A 14,932-nucleotide genomic window follows, 5' to 3' on the forward strand; every position below is an offset into this window, starting at 1 on the left:
ACCTAATCCAGTGAAAGGTGAGGGTGTTTTGTTACCAGCCAATGCTCCAGTTCATCTGCGGGCATTGGCTTAGCATAAAGAAATCCCTGTTTTTCATCAATTCCAATAGAATCCAGAAATTCCTCTTCCTCTTTAGTTTCTACTCCTTCGGCAATCACTTGCATGTTAAGTGCCTCGGCGACAACGATAATAGCTCGTACTAGAGATTGTGAAATGGGATTAGTATCAATTTGGCGAACAAAACTTTGATCCAGCTTAATGGCATCAATAGGGATGCGCGCTAACTGAGATAGTGAAGAATAACCAGTACCAAAATCATCTAAGTGAATTTGAACACCTAAGTGGCGGAGCTGTTTCATTATATTGATAGCGGCGTCTTCGTTATCAATTAAGCAACTTTCCGTTAATTCAACATCGACCAAGCTAGATTCCAGTTCGCTGGCTTCAAGAGACTCAATAAAGCTGGTAACGATAGTATCATCCATCAATTGCCGGGCAGAAACATTGACTGCAACTCGTAGATTAACCCCGCGTTTTCTCCACTCGACGGCTTGTTGCATCGACGTTTGCAGTACCCATTTACCCAGCGGCTTGATAAGCCCGGACTCTTCGGCATAAGAGATAAACTCCAGAGGAGAGATTAAACCTCGCTCAGGCGATAACCATCTGACGAGTGCTTCTACACTGTGTACTTTTCCTGTTTTGGTCGATATTTTTGGTTGGTAATAGACCTGTAATTGATGCTGTTCTAAACCTTTACGCAAATTGGTATCGAGCCAAACATACTCAGATACTTTTTTATTCATCTGCTGCGAGAAAATTGAATAGGTCTGTTTTCCATGTTCTTTTGCTGTGTACATAGCGGTATCTGCGCTACGAATAATATTTTCCAGTGTGTCACCATGCTCAGGGCATAGTGCAATACCAATTGAACAACCGGTATATACCTCGATTAATCCAACCCGGAAAGGTAATTTCATCCGATTGAGAATTCTCTGTGTAGTTGTTTCAAGCAAGTTCATGGTGGCGCTTTCGACCAAAACAATAAACTCATCACCTCCTAGCCGGGCAAGCATTTCGTTATCACCCAGGCAACTTAAAATTGCCAACGAGACATCTTTCAGTAATCGATCACCAAACATATGGCCGTAATGGTCGTTCACTTTTTTGAAGTTATCGAGGTCGAGATAAATAATACCTACTGAAGTATCCCCACGGGTTTGGATTACGCTGTTTATGCGTTCATGAATAGCATGGCGATTAGGTAAACCAGTAATCATATCGGTATTAGCCAGAATCCTAAGGCGTTCTTGAGCGCGTCTTTCTTTGGTAATATCAGTGCCAGAACAGATGAGATAGCGCTCGTTTTTACCACTACCACTGTGAACAAATTTATTGCGGAATAAAAATAGGCGCTTTCCTTTTACGGTATTAACCCAACGCTCTACCTCATAAGATGCACCGCGCTGAAAAAAGCCCTCAATATTTTTCCGTGACGACGCCCCTTCCTTGACTGTCATAAATAAGTCGTAGACATTTTTACCAATAATATCTTGTTCTTTCTTACCGGTATATTCTTCGCTAAGGTGGTTAAATCGTTGTACGCAACCATCTTTATCAAGAATAACAATCACTGAGTTGGCTTCAGAAACGACCTGCTCTGCAAAGGAAAGGCTCATGACCAAATCACGCGCTACAGATTCAGTATCAGCATAAGCTGATGCTGTTCCTCCCCATTCTTTCTCATTAATTTTGCGACCGACAAGATGTAAATGAAGAGGGTGGCCATAAATATCAATTTTAATATCTAAACTAGCAGTAATTCCCGTTAAGCCCCGGATTTTCATTGTTTGAACTGAATTAAGGGGTATTGCGATATTTGTTGTCCCTTTAATTGCAGACAACTCTAAAGCTTGGCTATCAAAAGCAAGCCGCCAAAATGGACTGTGAGTACCAAAGTAAGTATTGAGGATCGACGTGTCTTGGTCTTCGAACATATGCGACCCCCTAAAAGTGTATATAAGTCTATTACTTAACTTCGCCAGAAACTCAGAATGCTCTATTCCTAACCTTCCCAGTGATGATAATCATCCTGACCTGTAGAGCATGACTCTATCCAGAGCGCCCACCGAATAAAGTATATGTGTAATTTATTCATACCAAACCGTAGATGGTAGCGATAATCATATTAAATGCTCTTTTTACTTTTAGGTTGTGATAAAAGTTAAGCATGAAAAAAATAAAAGACACTATTTTTTATATTGTTATGTTCATTTAGGCTAAATCCTAAAAGGAGAACGAAAAGATGAGAAACCCTTTATTGGGGCATTTAAAGAAAGGTCAGTGTTTTTTTATCAAGTTGATAATGAAAGAATGTCAGTGGTAAGTAATGTGAGTATTTCATTTTAAGAGTGGTCATGATCATCTCAACCCAATTAGGGAACAGTGCTGCCGTCACTCATGACGGCGGCAATCCCAAGGCTAATTGGTTGTTATTTAAAATTTAAGTACCATTCCAACCCCTACCTCCTTTATATCAACCGCACCGGCCAATGCTATTTTGGCTTTTAGGTCAGTACAGTGGCAGGGATAGAGTGCTTGTGGGTTGAGTTGCTTGAAATAGTTCGATGTTCTGGTGAGGGTAGATGTTTCTGTATTTAATAGATGAAACCCGCCAATAACAGCTCGAACACGTTTATCACCGGTCACTTTAATCGCATAATCAATAATATTGCAGACCCCTGAGTGAGAACAACCAGTAATAATTACGATACCCTCCGGGCTGGTATAAACTATCGCGCTGTCATCTATGACAAAGTCGTCAACGTCATGGCCACAACAATTGATAGTTTTCCCTATAGGATGTCGCCCTTCAAAATCGTTACTACGTTCTATCTCACCTAAAAAAAGCAAATTATCAGTAAGGTAATAAACACCAGACTGATCAATTCGCTCGAGAAAGGTGGGATAGCCATCAGCCGGAAAATGAGCACCTATTGATTTATTTTCGTAGTATTTAGGGGCAAAAGCATTGGGGTGAGCCACAAGTTTTATTTTCTGCTCACTATGGTGATTTTTTCGGTCAAGGTATTGCACCAGATGGGTTAAACCCCAGCTATGGTCGTTATGACCATGGGAAAGAATCACACTGTTGATATCGCTGATATCAATGCCCAAAATTGCCGCATTACATAGAAAAACGTCAGAGTAACCTGTATCAAAAAGAAAATTTTCACCGTCAATTTCAATATGATAACAGACACCTGGCTCAGCTATAAGATATTTGTCTATTAGGGTGTTGTTATCAACAAGCACAGTTAACTGCATATCCTTTTCCTTGTTTACTCACATTATTCCGACACTAGTTTTATTTGCGGCTATCGAAAAGCAATTTACACGCTAATCCAGTAAAGACTCCGCTTAGTAAATAGTTTGGCCAACGGGCTGAAAACGCCCTGGTTTTAAAGCGGTTACGCATATTACTGACCACTAAAATCAGGCTACCATTAATAATAAAACCAATAGCATTGAGGATGGTTGCCAATAACAGCATTTGCACAATAACGGAACCTGACTGGGGAGTAATAAATTGTGGGAACAGTGCCAGTACAAATAGAGCCATCTTGGGATTCAACAAATTGGTGAATAATCCTTGTCGGAAGGCCTTATGTACCGGAGCAGGAGATAACGCTGCTTTTGTCGTCACGCCGTGGGCTGAGGTGAATGTTTTCCATGCCAAATAGAGTAAATAGCAGGCACCGAGTATACGCACCGTATCGTAAGCTATTGGTACTAATATGAAAAGTTGTGAAAGCCCTAATGCTGCCGCTAAAGTGTGGCAATAAGTTCCCAACTGGACACCTGCAAGTGAGGCAAAACCTGCCGCTCTCCCTTGGCTGATACTGCGGGAAGTAATCAGCAGCATATCCGGCCCAGGTGTTGCTGCAAGCGCTACACAAGCACCGGAAAACATCAGTAAAGTGGTTGTGGCAATCATAATTTCTCCGCAGAAATTGTTGGAAAGTATGGGCAACTGACTCTATTTGTTCAACATACTTTAGATGACGGAGGAAAAACAACGAATGCTCCATGTTGTTTAAAATCAGGCGTGGCTTGTTTAAGCTTTCAATGATCAGTGATAATTATCCTACACAGATGAGATATGAAAGTTTGAGATATTAATGATAAGAAGAGCAATATCCGAAGACATTCCGCGCTTAGTTGAGGTTTGGGAAAAGGCAGTAAGGGAAACACATTTGTTTCTAACTGAGACTGATATTCAATTTTATTTGCCGCAAGTGCGGGATATTTATTTGCCTGGGTTAGAAGTTTGGTTATTTGAAAGTAGCAGAGAGGCGGCAGGGTTTATTGGCCTCGATGGTAATAAAGTGGAAATGTTGTTCATTGCTCCCATCTATCACGGTAATGGTTTTGGTAAAGCGCTGTTGGATCATGCTCAGCATTTAAAGGGAAAACTCAGTGTGGATGTGAATGAACAAAACCCCGCTGCCTTAGCTTTTTACTTGAAATACGGATTTGTAAAAATCGGTCGCTCAGAATTGGACGGTGAGGGAAGGGCTTTTCCACTGCTTCATTTGGCGCAGGTAGTGTAAGAAAAAGCCCGGATTTCTCCGGGTTTTAGTTAAACTAGTGAATAAAAGAAGTTACTCGATATTCTGAATCTGCTCGCGCATTTGCTCGATAAGCACTTTCAGCTCAATGGCTGAATTGGTGACTTCGGCATTGATAGATTTTGATGCTAGCGTATTCGATTCGCGGTTGAATTCTTGCATCATAAAATCAAGGCGGCGGCCAACAGCCTCTTTCTTCTTCAGAATATTGTGTGTTTCTTTGACATGCGCTTCAAGCCGATCCAACTCTTCAGCAACATCGACACGTTGTGCCATCAACACCAACTCCTGCTCCAAGCGAGTGTTTTCTAACTGGACCTGGGCTTCTTCCAGTTTGTTGAGCAAACGCTCACGCTGCCACTGCAAGATATTTGGCATATGTGCACGGACTTTAACCACTTCCGCACTAACACCATCCAACCGCTGTTCGATAAGTGCTTTCAGTGCTGCCCCTTCAGTTTCGCGGGAAACAATAAAGTCGTCCAACACAATATCCAGTGCCTGCATTAGCTCAGTACTGATAGCATCCAGATCCTGTTCTTCTGCGGCCATAACACCCGGCCAGCGCAGAATATCCACCGGATTAATCTCGCCTTCATCGCTTTGCATCTTGACCCACTGACCCGCTTCAACTAACTGCTTTGCCAATTTCTCATTAAGGATCAAAGAGCTTTGTGCATTAGCATCTAGTTCAAAGCGCAAGCTGCACTCAATTTTGCCACGGGTCAGACGGCTGCGGATACGTTCGCGAATAACCGGTTCCAGGCTGCGAAATTGTTCAGGTAAGCGAATATAAGTTTCTAAATAGCGTTGGTTAACGGAACGCAGCTCCCAGGCTGCGCTACCCCATTCACCCTTAATGTCACGCCGAGCGTAAGCGGTCATGCTGCGGATCATCGTTGCGTACCCGTTTTCAAGAAAAGATGCAGGGATTATAGCCTCCGAGGCGCAGGCAGGATAGGCATTACATCGCTAAGGCCGTATAATGCGCGACCAATATTGATTTAAAGCCGGAGAAAGCCCCATGCGCCCAGCAGGCCGAGCAGCACAACAAGTCCGCCCATTGACCCTAACCCGTAATTACACGAAACACGCGGAAGGTTCCGTGTTGGTTGAGTTTGGCGATACCAAAGTATTGTGCACCGCCACGGTCGAAGAGGGTGTTCCGCGCTTTCTGAAAGGCCAAGGCCAGGGTTGGATAACAGCTGAATATGGCATGTTGCCGCGCTCGACTCACAGCCGTAATGCGCGCGAAGCCGCAAAAGGCAAACAAGGGGGTCGCACTTTAGAAATTCAGCGCCTAATTGCTCGTTCTTTGCGTGCGGCAGTTGATTTGAAGAAATTAGGTGAGTTCACCATTACGTTAGACTGCGATGTTTTACAGGCTGATGGTGGCACACGTACTGCCTCAATCAGTGGTGCCTGTGTGGCTTTGGCCGATGCGCTGAATAAATTGGTTGCGGCGGGTAAATTGAAAGCGAACCCGATGAAAGGGCTGGTTGCTGCGGTTTCTGTTGGTATCGTGAAAGGCGAAGCCCTTTGTGATTTGGAATATATAGAAGATTCTGCCGCAGAAACTGATATGAATGTGGTGATGATGGAAGATGGCCGGATGATTGAGGTGCAAGGCACCGCAGAAGGCGAGCCGTTCAGTCACGAAGAGTTGCTGGCGTTGTTGGAACTGGCTCGGGGAGGGATAGAAACTATCTTCCTGGCGCAGAAGGCGGCGTTAGAACAATAATTGAGAAAGGCGACTTGCTAGTCGCCTTTTTTTTGCCTGCAATTTGGGCACCAAATTATTCAACAAAGTAATTAATGACAATAGCCACAATCTAGAGGAGACGTACCAATGAAAGCCTATCAGCGCGATTTTATCGAGTTTGCGCTTAACAAGCAGGTGTTGAAGTTTGGCGAATTTACCCTGAAGTCTGGGCGGATTAGCCCCTATTTCTTTAATGCAGGGTTGTTTAATACCGGGCTTGATCTGGCAAAACTCGGGCGTTTCTACGCTGCGGCATTAATGGATTGTGGTGTGGAGTTTGATCTTTTATTCGGGCCAGCATATAAGGGCATTCCTATTGCCACCACCACCGCCGTAGCATTGGCTGAGCATCATGATCGTGATCTACCTTACTGCTTTAACCGTAAAGAAGCCAAAAATCACGGTGAAGGTGGCAGCTTGGTGGGGAGCCCGTTAAAAGGCCGAGTTATGCTAGTAGATGATGTGATAACTGCTGGTACTGCGATTCGTGAATCAATGGAGATTATCAATGCGCAGGGCGCTACTCTGGCTGGTGTGATGATTTCATTAGATCGTCAAGAACGTGGTCGTGGTGAGATCTCTGCGATTCAGGAAGTTGAACATGATTATCACTGTAAAGTTATCGCGATTGTGACGCTGAATGATGTGATCCGTTATCTGGAGGAGAAACCGGAAATGGCCGTTCATCTGACGGCGGTGCGCCAATATCGTGAGCAATATGGTGTTTAGGATTTCCTAAATTATGAAAATATAAAAAGGGCCGTTTGGCCCTTTTTATATGATTATCAAAGCGATTTTGCAGCTTATTGTAACTGAGCCACAATCAAAGGCCAGCGGGAATCAAACTCTTGCGTCGGCCGGTAGCGGAATTCTGAGCGAACAAAACGTGAAAGCATCCCTTCACAAAATGCTAATAGCTGTGTTGCCAATAGCGCTTCATCATGAATAAAACCTTGCCCATCACGCAGTTTTTTCTCACGCAGAACCTGACGTAGCTGTACTTCAATTCGTTCAAACAATTGGTTAATTCGCCCTTGTAAGCGGTCTTGCTCGAACATCAGTGCATGCCCGGTCATGATGCGAGTTAGTCCTGGATTACGCTCCGCAAAGCCTAATATCAGCAACAGGATCAGCCGGAGGCGATTAAACGTCTCTTTTTCATCTTGCAGAATCAGATTAATGCGGGACATCAGACTGTCTTCAATAAACTCGATCAGGCTATCAAACATCCGCGTTTTGCTGGGGAAATGACGATAAAGCGCGGCTTCCGAAACTCCCACATTTGCGGCGAGTTTCGCGGTAGTAATGCGTTGGCTGCCATCGCTGGATTCCAGCATTTGCGCTAAAGCCTGCAAAATTTCCTCGCGCCTATTCCTTTTCGTATTTTCTTTTTCTGCCATGTCCGAGTAGACCCTTGCTAAAAATGACTTAATAACAAAAACCCAAATACCGGCCGCACTGGATACCAAGCTCCGGCGGCTTATGTGATAGCTTTTTTACGGTATCAGGGTCTAGGGTAGGTTATTGGCGCCCAGAATGACCAAAACCACCGGTACCACGTTCAGTAAGGTCAAAATCTTCAACCAAATTGAATTCTGCTTGTACTACGGGAACAAATACCATTTGTGCGATCCGTTCGCCGGGTTCGATGGTAAAAGGCTGTTGACCACGATTCCAGACTGACACCATCAACTGGCCTTGATAATCAGAATCAATTAACCCGACCAAATTACCCAATACCACCCCGTGTTTATGTCCCAAACCCGAGCGCGGCAGAATGACCGCAGCCAGGGCATTATCACCGATATGTATCGCTAAACCAGTGGGTAACAATGTAGTTTGCCCTGGCAGTAAATCAACTGCTTCGTCCAGACAAGCACGTAAATCCAGTCCGGCAGAACCTTCTGTAGCATATGTCGGTAAAGGGAATTCTTTGCCAACACGTGGGTCCAGAATTTTAATGTCGATTTTTTTCATCATAACGGCTGACAATCTCGTCTATTAAACGCTGACTGAGGAGGTGTTTATCGCTGAGCGGTAAACGTTTCTCTCCAGCCGGCCAAAAAAGGTGCAAGGCATTGGTATCACTGTTAAAACCATGCTCTGCGAGCGATACATCATTAGCGCAAATAAGATCCAGATTCTTCCGCGCTAGTTTTTGTCGCGCGTATTCTTCCACATTCTGGGTTTCGGCAGCAAATCCAACAACAAATGGACGTTTTTTAGCCATCGAAGCCACCCCGGCGACAATATCCGGGTTTTTCACTAACTTAAGGGTAATTTCGTCACCCTGTTTCTTTATTTTCTCGTCAGAAACTTGCTCGGCGCGGTAATCCGCTACCGCAGCACAAGAAATAAAAATATTCTGCTGGGCGGCTAAGCTCTGAACTGTTTGCTGCATTTCTAGCGCGCTGACAACATCAATGCGATTTACAGCAGCAGGCGTGGGAAGGTTCACTGGCCCGGCAATTAGAGTGACTTTTGCCCCTCGGGCTGCGGCTGCTTGAGCAATCGCGAAACCCATTTTCCCCGAACTTTGATTGCTGATAAAGCGCACCGGATCAAGGGCTTCACGCGTCGGCCCCGCTGTAATCATGACACTCAAATGTTTCAGGTCTTGTTTTGCAGCAAAATGATCATGCGCCAGCGCGACAATTTCCAAAGGGTCCAGCATTCTGCCTGGGCCAACATCCCCACAAGCCTGGCTGCCGCTATCAGGCCCCCACAATAGCATTCCACGATTGGCTAGCGTTTGTAGATTTGCTTGGGTAGCGGCTGCGCGATACATCTGTTGATTCATAGCGGGCACGGCAGCAACAGGCGATGCCGTTGCCAGGCAAACTGTTGTTAGCAAGTCATTCGCCATACCGGCGGCCACTCGTGCCAGTAAATCTGCTGTAGCGGGGGCCATTATCACTAAATCAGCCCATTTACCCAGCTCAATATGGCCCATCGCCGCTTCTGCCGCAGGGTCGAGTAAATCATCAGAGACGGGATAGCCCGAGACTGCCTGCAACGTGAGTGGCGTAATGAATGCTTTGGCCGCGTGGGTCATCACCACTCGCACCTCTGCACCTCTGTCGCGTAAGCGGCGTACCAGCTCTGGAGATTTATATGCGGCAATACCTCCGCTAATCCCGAGCACAATCTTTTTACCAGAAAGATGTTCGCCGGAAAGTCCCGTCATCATGATTGTCCGAATGAAAGTCATAAGAGGCGATATTTTAGCATAATCGCCGGGTAGATTAGCTATCAGGGCATCTCCTGATGCCATCAATCATCAAATTTGCGAGGCGTTACGCATGCTACTCACCATGGAGTCGCGGCTCATAAAGCCTTCTGTCATGCTGCTTGTGCTGTTCAGGGATAAACAGGAGCTAAGAAATGGATGAGTGGTATGGGCATATCGCCCCAAGAGAAAAACTACTGAAATATGGCGCAGCGGTACTGACTGACGCCGAATTACTCGCTATTTTTTTGCGCACGGGTATCCCGGGCATGCATGTAATGAGAATGGCTGAATATTTGATTGAGGAGTTTGGCTCACTTCATGAGCTTATCTCGGCGGATTATCAGGTGTTATGTGCCAAAAAGGGAATAGGTGTGTCGAAATATAGTCAGATTCAGGCTATCGCAGAACTGGCTGGTCGCTGCTTTTCATCTCATCTGATGCGGGAAAGTGCCCTGCTTAATGCCGATATCACACAAAAATTTCTACAAAATATCCTTTCCCACCGTGAAAGAGAGGTTTTTTTAGTAATGTTTTTGGATAACCAGCATCGTGTTATTCGCCATGAGGAGATGTTTACTGGTACCATCGGTAGTGTTGAAGTCCATCCGAGGGAAATTGTGCGTGAAGCGTTGAAGGTTAATGCCGCCGCGCTGATTCTGGCGCATAATCATCCGTCGGGTAAGGCTGAACCGAGCCAAGCTGACCGTTTGATGACTACGCAGGTGATAAAAGCCTGTTCATTATTAGATATTCGAGTGCTCGATCATTTGGTGGTTGGACGGGGTGAATGTGTCTCATTTGCCGAACGCGGATGGCTTTAGAGAAATAATAATTGATCCTTTCGGGATCTTTAGCTGTTCGGGACTTGAGCACTTACGCTTCAGAGCGTATACTACGCCACCTTTGAGAATCTTGGGTTTGGCGTGAAGAGCCTATCTCAACAGGTTTATAGCCTGGTGACAGGGGTTTCTGACCTGATGACAGTGAGTCTTCTCAGTGAATTTGCTGAGATGGGCTCTAAAGCCTGACGAGGCGGCCAAATCCTATACGAAGCTCGAGCTGATTTGATTTTTGGAGAATAGACATGTCCCGAGTCTGCCAAGTTACTGGCAAGCGCCCGGTGAGCGGTAACAACCGTTCCCACGCAATGAACGCGACCAAACGCCGTTTTCTGCCGAACCTTCACTCTCACCGTTTTTGGGTTGAGGGCGAGAAGCGCTTTGTAACTCTGCGTGTATCTGCTAAAGGTATGCGTGTTATTGATAAGAAGGGTATTGAAACGGTCTTGGCCGAAATTCGTGCCCGCGGTGAGAAGTATTAAGGAACTGAATCATGGCTAAAGGTGTTCGCGAGAAGATCAAGCTGGTTTCTTCTGCTGGTACTGGTCACTTCTATACCACCACGAAGAACAAGCGTACTAAGCCGGAAAAATTGGAATTGAAGAAATTCGATCCAGTTGTCCGTCAACACGTGATCTACAAAGAAGCTAAAATTAAGTAGTTTTAATTTTGGTGGATTAAGAAAACCCGGCCTCGGCCGGGTTTTTTATTATATAAAGTCCAGTGAGACACGTTGAGGGAGAGCGCATGCCTGAATTACCAGAAGTTGAAACCAGCCGACGCGGGATCGAACCTTATCTTGTCGGCCAGACTATTCTTTATGCGGTGGTCAGAAATGCCCGCTTACGCTGGCCAGTGTCTGATGAAATCCTGGCACTCAGTGACCAGCAGGTACTCAGTGTCCAACGCCGAGCTAAATATTTACTGATAGAGCTGAAAACAGGCTGGATTATCGTCCATCTAGGGATGTCAGGTAGCTTGCGCATTTTGTCGGAAGAAACCGAAGCGGAAAAACATGATCACGTCGATTTGGTTATCAGTAATGGCAAAATCCTGCGTTATACCGATCCGCGCCGTTTTGGTGCCTGGTTATGGGCAAAAGACCTTGAAACCAGTAGCGTACTCGCACACTTAGGGCCAGAACCTCTGAGTAATGAATTTACCGCTGAGTATCTGTTTGAAAAGTCACGTAACAAACGTACGGTAGTGAAACAGTGGCTAATGGATAATAAAGTGGTAGTCGGGGTGGGTAACATCTATGCCAGTGAATCGCTATTCACTGCGGGTATTCTGCCGGAGCGCGCAGCTGGTTCATTAACCGAAGCCGAGGTCACACAGTTGGTGGCAACAATCAAAGCCGTGTTATTGCACTCTATTGAGCAGGGTGGTACTACATTGCGCGACTTTTTACAGTCAGATGGCAAACCGGGTTATTTTGCGCAAGAATTACAGGTATATGGGCGGGCAGGTGAGTTATGTCGGTGCTGTGGGAATGTAATTGAAATTGCTAAGCATGGGCAGCGTAGCACGTTTTTTTGCCGCCACTGCCAGCATTAACCTATACCTTTGTACTTGATACCGCAGGGGGGTTGTTGCGCTCATGTACCCGAATCACTGACTTATGTAGTTGACCATGAGTAAGCTCATCGGGGCTCGTTCACATGCTGCCTACCCGCAACGCGCATTATTTTGGCTATATAGTATTTAAATAGATAATCAGGCCAGTTTAGCCATCAGCGCTACGGTTACGGGCTCAGGAAGGAATGGCGAGATGTCACCACCGTGGCGTGCCACTTCCTTCACTAATGACGAAGAGATAAATGACCATTTTTCTGATGGCATCAGAAATACACTTTCCAGTTTTGGCATTAGGTGGCGGTTCATATTGGCCAGTTGCCATTCATATTCGAAATCTGATACCGAGCGTAAACCCCGCACCAAAATATTCGCGTTATTTTTTTTGGCAAACTCCGCCATCAGTTCACTGAAGCCCAAGACTTCTACATTCTTCAGTGGCGCAGTCACTTGTTTTGCTAAGGCGACCCGTTCGTCCAAGGTAAACATCGGTTTTTTGCTGGAACTGTCGGCGATAGCCAAGATAACATGACTAAACATTTCTGAGGCGCGGGTGACTAAGTCCAAATGCCCATTGGTAATAGGATCAAAGGTCCCCGGATAGATGGCTTTGGTGGTCATGAATTCTCGCTTTTCTGATATTGATGGCTCAATGCCCACAGAGCCGCATATTTATTAAAGGTATATTGCGCGTTGACTACCGCCAGCAATAGCCCTTGTTTACCATCGAGGAAACCGGCACGTAATAACCATGTCTTACAGAACGCCCCGAGAGTATGGCTGAGAATTGAAAAATAACTGCAACTTTTGCCTTGTTGATGGCGCTGATTCGCCCAAGCTTGCGCATAGTTAAGTTGTTTTCGTTGAAAGGTGAAAAAGTCGCGGCAGGTCAGATGCAGTAAATCCCCTGCTAGCAGGATAACTTTAGCGGAGCCGCTATCAAGTGATTCATGAACTAAATCATCGTTGTAACGGTATTGTTCGCGTGGATATAACCGGATCACTCTGTCGGGATACCAGCCGCTATGGCGCATAAAACGGCCTAAAAATAGATTCCGCCGCGCACAGCTATAAACCGCGCCTTCTTCTGGCGCTAATAACACGCTTTCAATCGCGGTTTTTAGCTCGGGAGTCACTCGCTCATCAGCATCCAGCATTAGAATATAATCGCCAGTGGCATATTGCTGGGCTAATTGCCGCTGTTTACCATAACCCGGCCATTCGGTGTTGCTGTAGACTTTTGCGCCATATTGGGTGGCCAGGGCAACGGTTTCATCTTCACTGCCTGAATCCAATACCACTATTTCATCAGCCCAGATAACGGATGCCAAACAGTCCGCCAGTAGTGAGGCTTCATTTTTAGCAATCATCACCACTGACAGGCGTTTTCTGACACTCATTTAGTGGCTCCGTTGCGGTAGATAAGGCTCCAGCAAGTGCAATAGCCGTTGTAGCGCGCCTTGGTTTTCATGCAATACATCAACTGCATGGCGGCCATAATAGAGGCGGCAATCTTCATCAGTTAGCAGCATGGTGATTTCTTTCACCAGCGACAGGGTATCAGTGACAGTAATCAGCCCTTCCGCCTGCTCCAGCTTGGCGCAAATGTCTTTAAAATTAAAGGTATGTGGCCCCATCAACACTGGGATAGCATGCGCTGCTGCCTCCAATGGATTATGGCCGCCGCGCTCAACCAGGCTACCGCCAACAAAAGCTAAATCAGCGATGCCATACAGCAGCATTAGCTCGCCCATGGTATCGCCGATCACCACTTGTGTGCTACTCGAAGGCACTTCGCCTTTACTACGCAATGTATAACTCAGCCCGGCTTTTTGTGTTAATTCAACGGCTTTTGGGAATCGTTCTGGATGGCGCGGTACCAGAATAAGCAATAATGTCGGGAAGTGTTGTAATAATTGGCGATGGGCTTCCAGCAAGATAGTTTCTTCGCCGTCATGGGTACTGGTCGCTATCCAGACAGGGCGATGTGGTGCCCATTGGCGGCGTAGGGTGATGGCTCGGGCGGCTAATTCAGGGGTGACAGAAATATCGAATTTCAGACTGCCGGTGACTGTAAGCTGTGAACGACGAAGGCCCAATTCAATAAAACGATCGCCATCTTCTTGATTTTGCGCGGCAATCAGAGTGATCCGTTGCAGCATATTACGAATAAAACTACCGATTTTCTTATAGCCAGCGGCAGAGCGCGCAGAAAGGCGCGCATTGGCTATCACCAGCGGTATCTTGCGGCGATGTAGCGCATTGATAAGGTTCGGCCACAGTTCAGTTTCCATGATGATGACCAGCTTAGGATTCACCTGGTCAAGAAAACGGTTCACAGAGCCGGGAAGATCGTAGGGCAGATAAACGTGGTGAACATCTTTACCGAAAGCGGATTGAACACGCTCAGAGCCGGTGGGCGTCATGGTAGTCACGGTAATGGGCAATGACGGGTAGCGATGGCGCAATGCCCGGACTAAGGGGATTGCGGCCAGCGTTTCACCGACTGAAACTGAATGCAGCATAATACCGCCAGCAACAACTTTACCGGCACAAAAACCATAGCGTTCCCCCCAGCGCTTGCGATAAGCGGGGGCTTTACGGCTACGCAACAGCAACCGTAGCCAAATCAGAGGTTGAATAAGGTAGAGTAATACCTGATATAAACGCAGCAACATTCTATCAATTTCATTTATATGGATTATTAAGAATAATACCATATTTGAGCAAGAAAGGCTCTTTTCCACTGGGGCTGCTTGATAACCCGAGTAGAGTCAGGTGATTCATAAAAAAGAATATAAACTTTCAACAAATGAGAGAGAGGAAATTGATTTTTCTTGTTTAAAAATGAGAATGGTTTTCATTACACGAAGATGAAGTGAATGCGGTAGTG

General features: G+C 45.9%; 17 protein-coding genes. 7 read left to right on the top strand and 10 right to left on the bottom strand.

The genetic code is table 11. The features are described 5' to 3' along the window. Positions 1-2 precede the first annotated feature (2 nt). The 3 genes from pdeR to DX162_RS07195 form a co-directional block, all read right to left on the bottom strand. Entirely contained in the window at positions 3-1,997 is a 1,995-nt protein-coding gene (gene pdeR, locus DX162_RS07185; RefSeq protein ID WP_032820625.1) for a cyclic di-GMP phosphodiesterase, read from the bottom strand. 499 nt (positions 1,998-2,496) lie between these two features. After that, positions 2,497-3,327, bottom strand: a complete 831-nt coding sequence (locus tag DX162_RS07190; protein ID WP_004392073.1) for an MBL fold metallo-hydrolase — start codon at positions 3,325-3,327, stop codon at positions 2,497-2,499. 40 nt (positions 3,328-3,367) lie between these two features. Then, positions 3,368-3,997 carry a LysE family translocator gene (locus tag DX162_RS07195; RefSeq protein WP_004392074.1) on the bottom strand — a complete coding sequence of 210 codons (630 nt, stop codon included), beginning with the start codon at positions 3,995-3,997 and terminating at the stop codon, positions 3,368-3,370. A 178-nt stretch (positions 3,998-4,175) separates the two neighbouring features. On the opposite strand from DX162_RS07195, the gene DX162_RS07200 reads away from it, so the two are divergent. Then, the gene (locus DX162_RS07200; RefSeq protein ID WP_211206599.1) at positions 4,176-4,613 is read left to right on the top strand and encodes a GNAT family N-acetyltransferase; all 438 of its coding nucleotides are present in this window, start codon (positions 4,176-4,178) and stop codon (positions 4,611-4,613) included. Between the two features lie 51 nt (positions 4,614-4,664). On the opposite strand, the gene DX162_RS07205 is transcribed toward DX162_RS07200, so the two are convergent. Beyond that, entirely contained in the window at positions 4,665-5,528 is an 864-nt protein-coding gene (locus tag DX162_RS07205; protein WP_004392076.1) for a YicC/YloC family endoribonuclease, read from the bottom strand. A gap of 127 nt (positions 5,529-5,655) precedes the next feature. On the opposite strand from DX162_RS07205, the gene rph reads away from it, so the two are divergent. Both rph and pyrE read left to right on the top strand, forming a co-directional pair. Further along, entirely contained in the window at positions 5,656-6,372 is a 717-nt protein-coding gene (rph, locus tag DX162_RS07210) for a ribonuclease PH (RefSeq protein ID WP_004392077.1), read from the top strand. A 108-nt stretch (positions 6,373-6,480) separates the two neighbouring features. After that, positions 6,481-7,122 carry an orotate phosphoribosyltransferase gene (gene pyrE / locus DX162_RS07215; RefSeq protein WP_004392078.1) on the top strand — a complete coding sequence of 214 codons (642 nt, stop codon included), beginning with the start codon at positions 6,481-6,483 and terminating at the stop codon, positions 7,120-7,122. Between the two features lie 74 nt (positions 7,123-7,196). Here pyrE and slmA read toward each other — a convergent pair whose 3' ends face one another. The 3 genes from slmA to coaBC form a co-directional block, all read right to left on the bottom strand. Next, positions 7,197-7,793, bottom strand: coding sequence for a nucleoid occlusion factor SlmA (slmA, locus tag DX162_RS07220; RefSeq protein ID WP_004392079.1), 597 nt, complete (start codon positions 7,791-7,793; stop codon positions 7,197-7,199). Positions 7,794-7,914: 121 nt separating this feature from the next. Then, positions 7,915-8,373, bottom strand: a complete 459-nt coding sequence (gene dut / locus DX162_RS07225; RefSeq protein WP_032820628.1) for a dUTP diphosphatase — start codon at positions 8,371-8,373, stop codon at positions 7,915-7,917. Next, a complete protein-coding gene (coaBC, locus tag DX162_RS07230; RefSeq protein WP_004392081.1) occupies positions 8,351-9,583 on the bottom strand; it encodes a bifunctional phosphopantothenoylcysteine decarboxylase/phosphopantothenate--cysteine ligase CoaBC in 1,233 nt (410 codons plus the stop codon). The genes dut and coaBC overlap by 23 nt, the downstream gene beginning before the upstream one ends. Before the next feature lie 194 nt (positions 9,584-9,777). Between coaBC and radC the strand changes: the two genes are divergently transcribed. The 4 genes from radC (at position 9,778) to mutM (ending at position 12,021) form a co-directional block, all read left to right on the top strand. After that, the gene (radC, locus tag DX162_RS07235; RefSeq protein ID WP_049560974.1) at positions 9,778-10,446 is read left to right on the top strand and encodes a RadC family protein; all 669 of its coding nucleotides are present in this window, start codon (positions 9,778-9,780) and stop codon (positions 10,444-10,446) included. Between the two features lie 263 nt (positions 10,447-10,709). Then, positions 10,710-10,946: a 50S ribosomal protein L28 gene (rpmB, locus tag DX162_RS07245; RefSeq protein WP_005164747.1), complete on the top strand. Its 237-nt coding sequence runs from the start codon at positions 10,710-10,712 to the stop codon at positions 10,944-10,946. Between the two features lie 11 nt (positions 10,947-10,957). Continuing rightward, a complete protein-coding gene (gene rpmG / locus DX162_RS07250; RefSeq protein ID WP_004392084.1) occupies positions 10,958-11,125 on the top strand; it encodes a 50S ribosomal protein L33 in 168 nt (55 codons plus the stop codon). A gap of 86 nt (positions 11,126-11,211) precedes the next feature. Then, positions 11,212-12,021: a bifunctional DNA-formamidopyrimidine glycosylase/DNA-(apurinic or apyrimidinic site) lyase gene (mutM, locus tag DX162_RS07255; protein WP_004392085.1), complete on the top strand. Its 810-nt coding sequence runs from the start codon at positions 11,212-11,214 to the stop codon at positions 12,019-12,021. Between the two features lie 159 nt (positions 12,022-12,180). Here mutM and coaD read toward each other — a convergent pair whose 3' ends face one another. The 3 genes from coaD to waaA are packed head-to-tail and all read right to left on the bottom strand — an operon-like array spanning position 12,181 to position 14,717. Next, entirely contained in the window at positions 12,181-12,660 is a 480-nt protein-coding gene (gene coaD, locus DX162_RS07260; protein WP_032820629.1) for a pantetheine-phosphate adenylyltransferase, read from the bottom strand. Then, entirely contained in the window at positions 12,657-13,439 is a 783-nt protein-coding gene (locus tag DX162_RS07265) for a glycosyltransferase family 2 protein (protein WP_004392087.1), read from the bottom strand. Before DX162_RS07265 ends, coaD begins: the two co-directional genes overlap by 4 nt. Next, entirely contained in the window at positions 13,440-14,717 is a 1,278-nt protein-coding gene (gene waaA / locus DX162_RS07270) for a lipid IV(A) 3-deoxy-D-manno-octulosonic acid transferase (protein WP_004392088.1), read from the bottom strand. Positions 14,718-14,932 lie beyond the last annotated feature (215 nt).

Origin of the sequence: Yersinia kristensenii (assembly GCF_900460525.1) — a bacterium.
GTDB lineage: Bacteria > Pseudomonadota > Gammaproteobacteria > Enterobacterales > Enterobacteriaceae > Yersinia > Yersinia kristensenii.

Coding starts and splice junctions, on each gene's coding strand:
- DX162_RS07205 (WP_004392076.1), bottom strand. CDS start 5,528: ATGATCCGCAGCATGACCGCTTACGCTCGGCGTGACATTAAGGGTGAA.
- rpmG (WP_004392084.1), top strand. CDS start 10,958: ATGGCTAAAGGTGTTCGCGAGAAGATCAAGCTGGTTTCTTCTGCTGGT.
- mutM (WP_004392085.1), top strand. CDS start 11,212: ATGCCTGAATTACCAGAAGTTGAAACCAGCCGACGCGGGATCGAACCT.
- pdeR (WP_032820625.1), bottom strand. CDS start 1,997: ATGTTCGAAGACCAAGACACGTCGATCCTCAATACTTACTTTGGTACT.
- rph (WP_004392077.1), top strand. CDS start 5,656: ATGCGCCCAGCAGGCCGAGCAGCACAACAAGTCCGCCCATTGACCCTA.
- slmA (WP_004392079.1), bottom strand. CDS start 7,793: ATGGCAGAAAAAGAAAATACGAAAAGGAATAGGCGCGAGGAAATTTTG.
- coaBC (WP_004392081.1), bottom strand. CDS start 9,583: ATGATGACGGGACTTTCCGGCGAACATCTTTCTGGTAAAAAGATTGTG.
- DX162_RS07190 (WP_004392073.1), bottom strand. CDS start 3,327: ATGCAGTTAACTGTGCTTGTTGATAACAACACCCTAATAGACAAATAT.
- coaD (WP_032820629.1), bottom strand. CDS start 12,660: ATGACCACCAAAGCCATCTATCCGGGGACCTTTGATCCTATTACCAAT.
- pyrE (WP_004392078.1), top strand. CDS start 6,481: ATGAAAGCCTATCAGCGCGATTTTATCGAGTTTGCGCTTAACAAGCAG.
- DX162_RS07265 (WP_004392087.1), bottom strand. CDS start 13,439: ATGAGTGTCAGAAAACGCCTGTCAGTGGTGATGATTGCTAAAAATGAA.
- waaA (WP_004392088.1), bottom strand. CDS start 14,717: ATGTTGCTGCGTTTATATCAGGTATTACTCTACCTTATTCAACCTCTG.
- rpmB (WP_005164747.1), top strand. CDS start 10,710: ATGTCCCGAGTCTGCCAAGTTACTGGCAAGCGCCCGGTGAGCGGTAAC.
- DX162_RS07195 (WP_004392074.1), bottom strand. CDS start 3,997: ATGATTGCCACAACCACTTTACTGATGTTTTCCGGTGCTTGTGTAGCG.
- radC (WP_049560974.1), top strand. CDS start 9,778: ATGGATGAGTGGTATGGGCATATCGCCCCAAGAGAAAAACTACTGAAA.
- dut (WP_032820628.1), bottom strand. CDS start 8,373: ATGATGAAAAAAATCGACATTAAAATTCTGGACCCACGTGTTGGCAAA.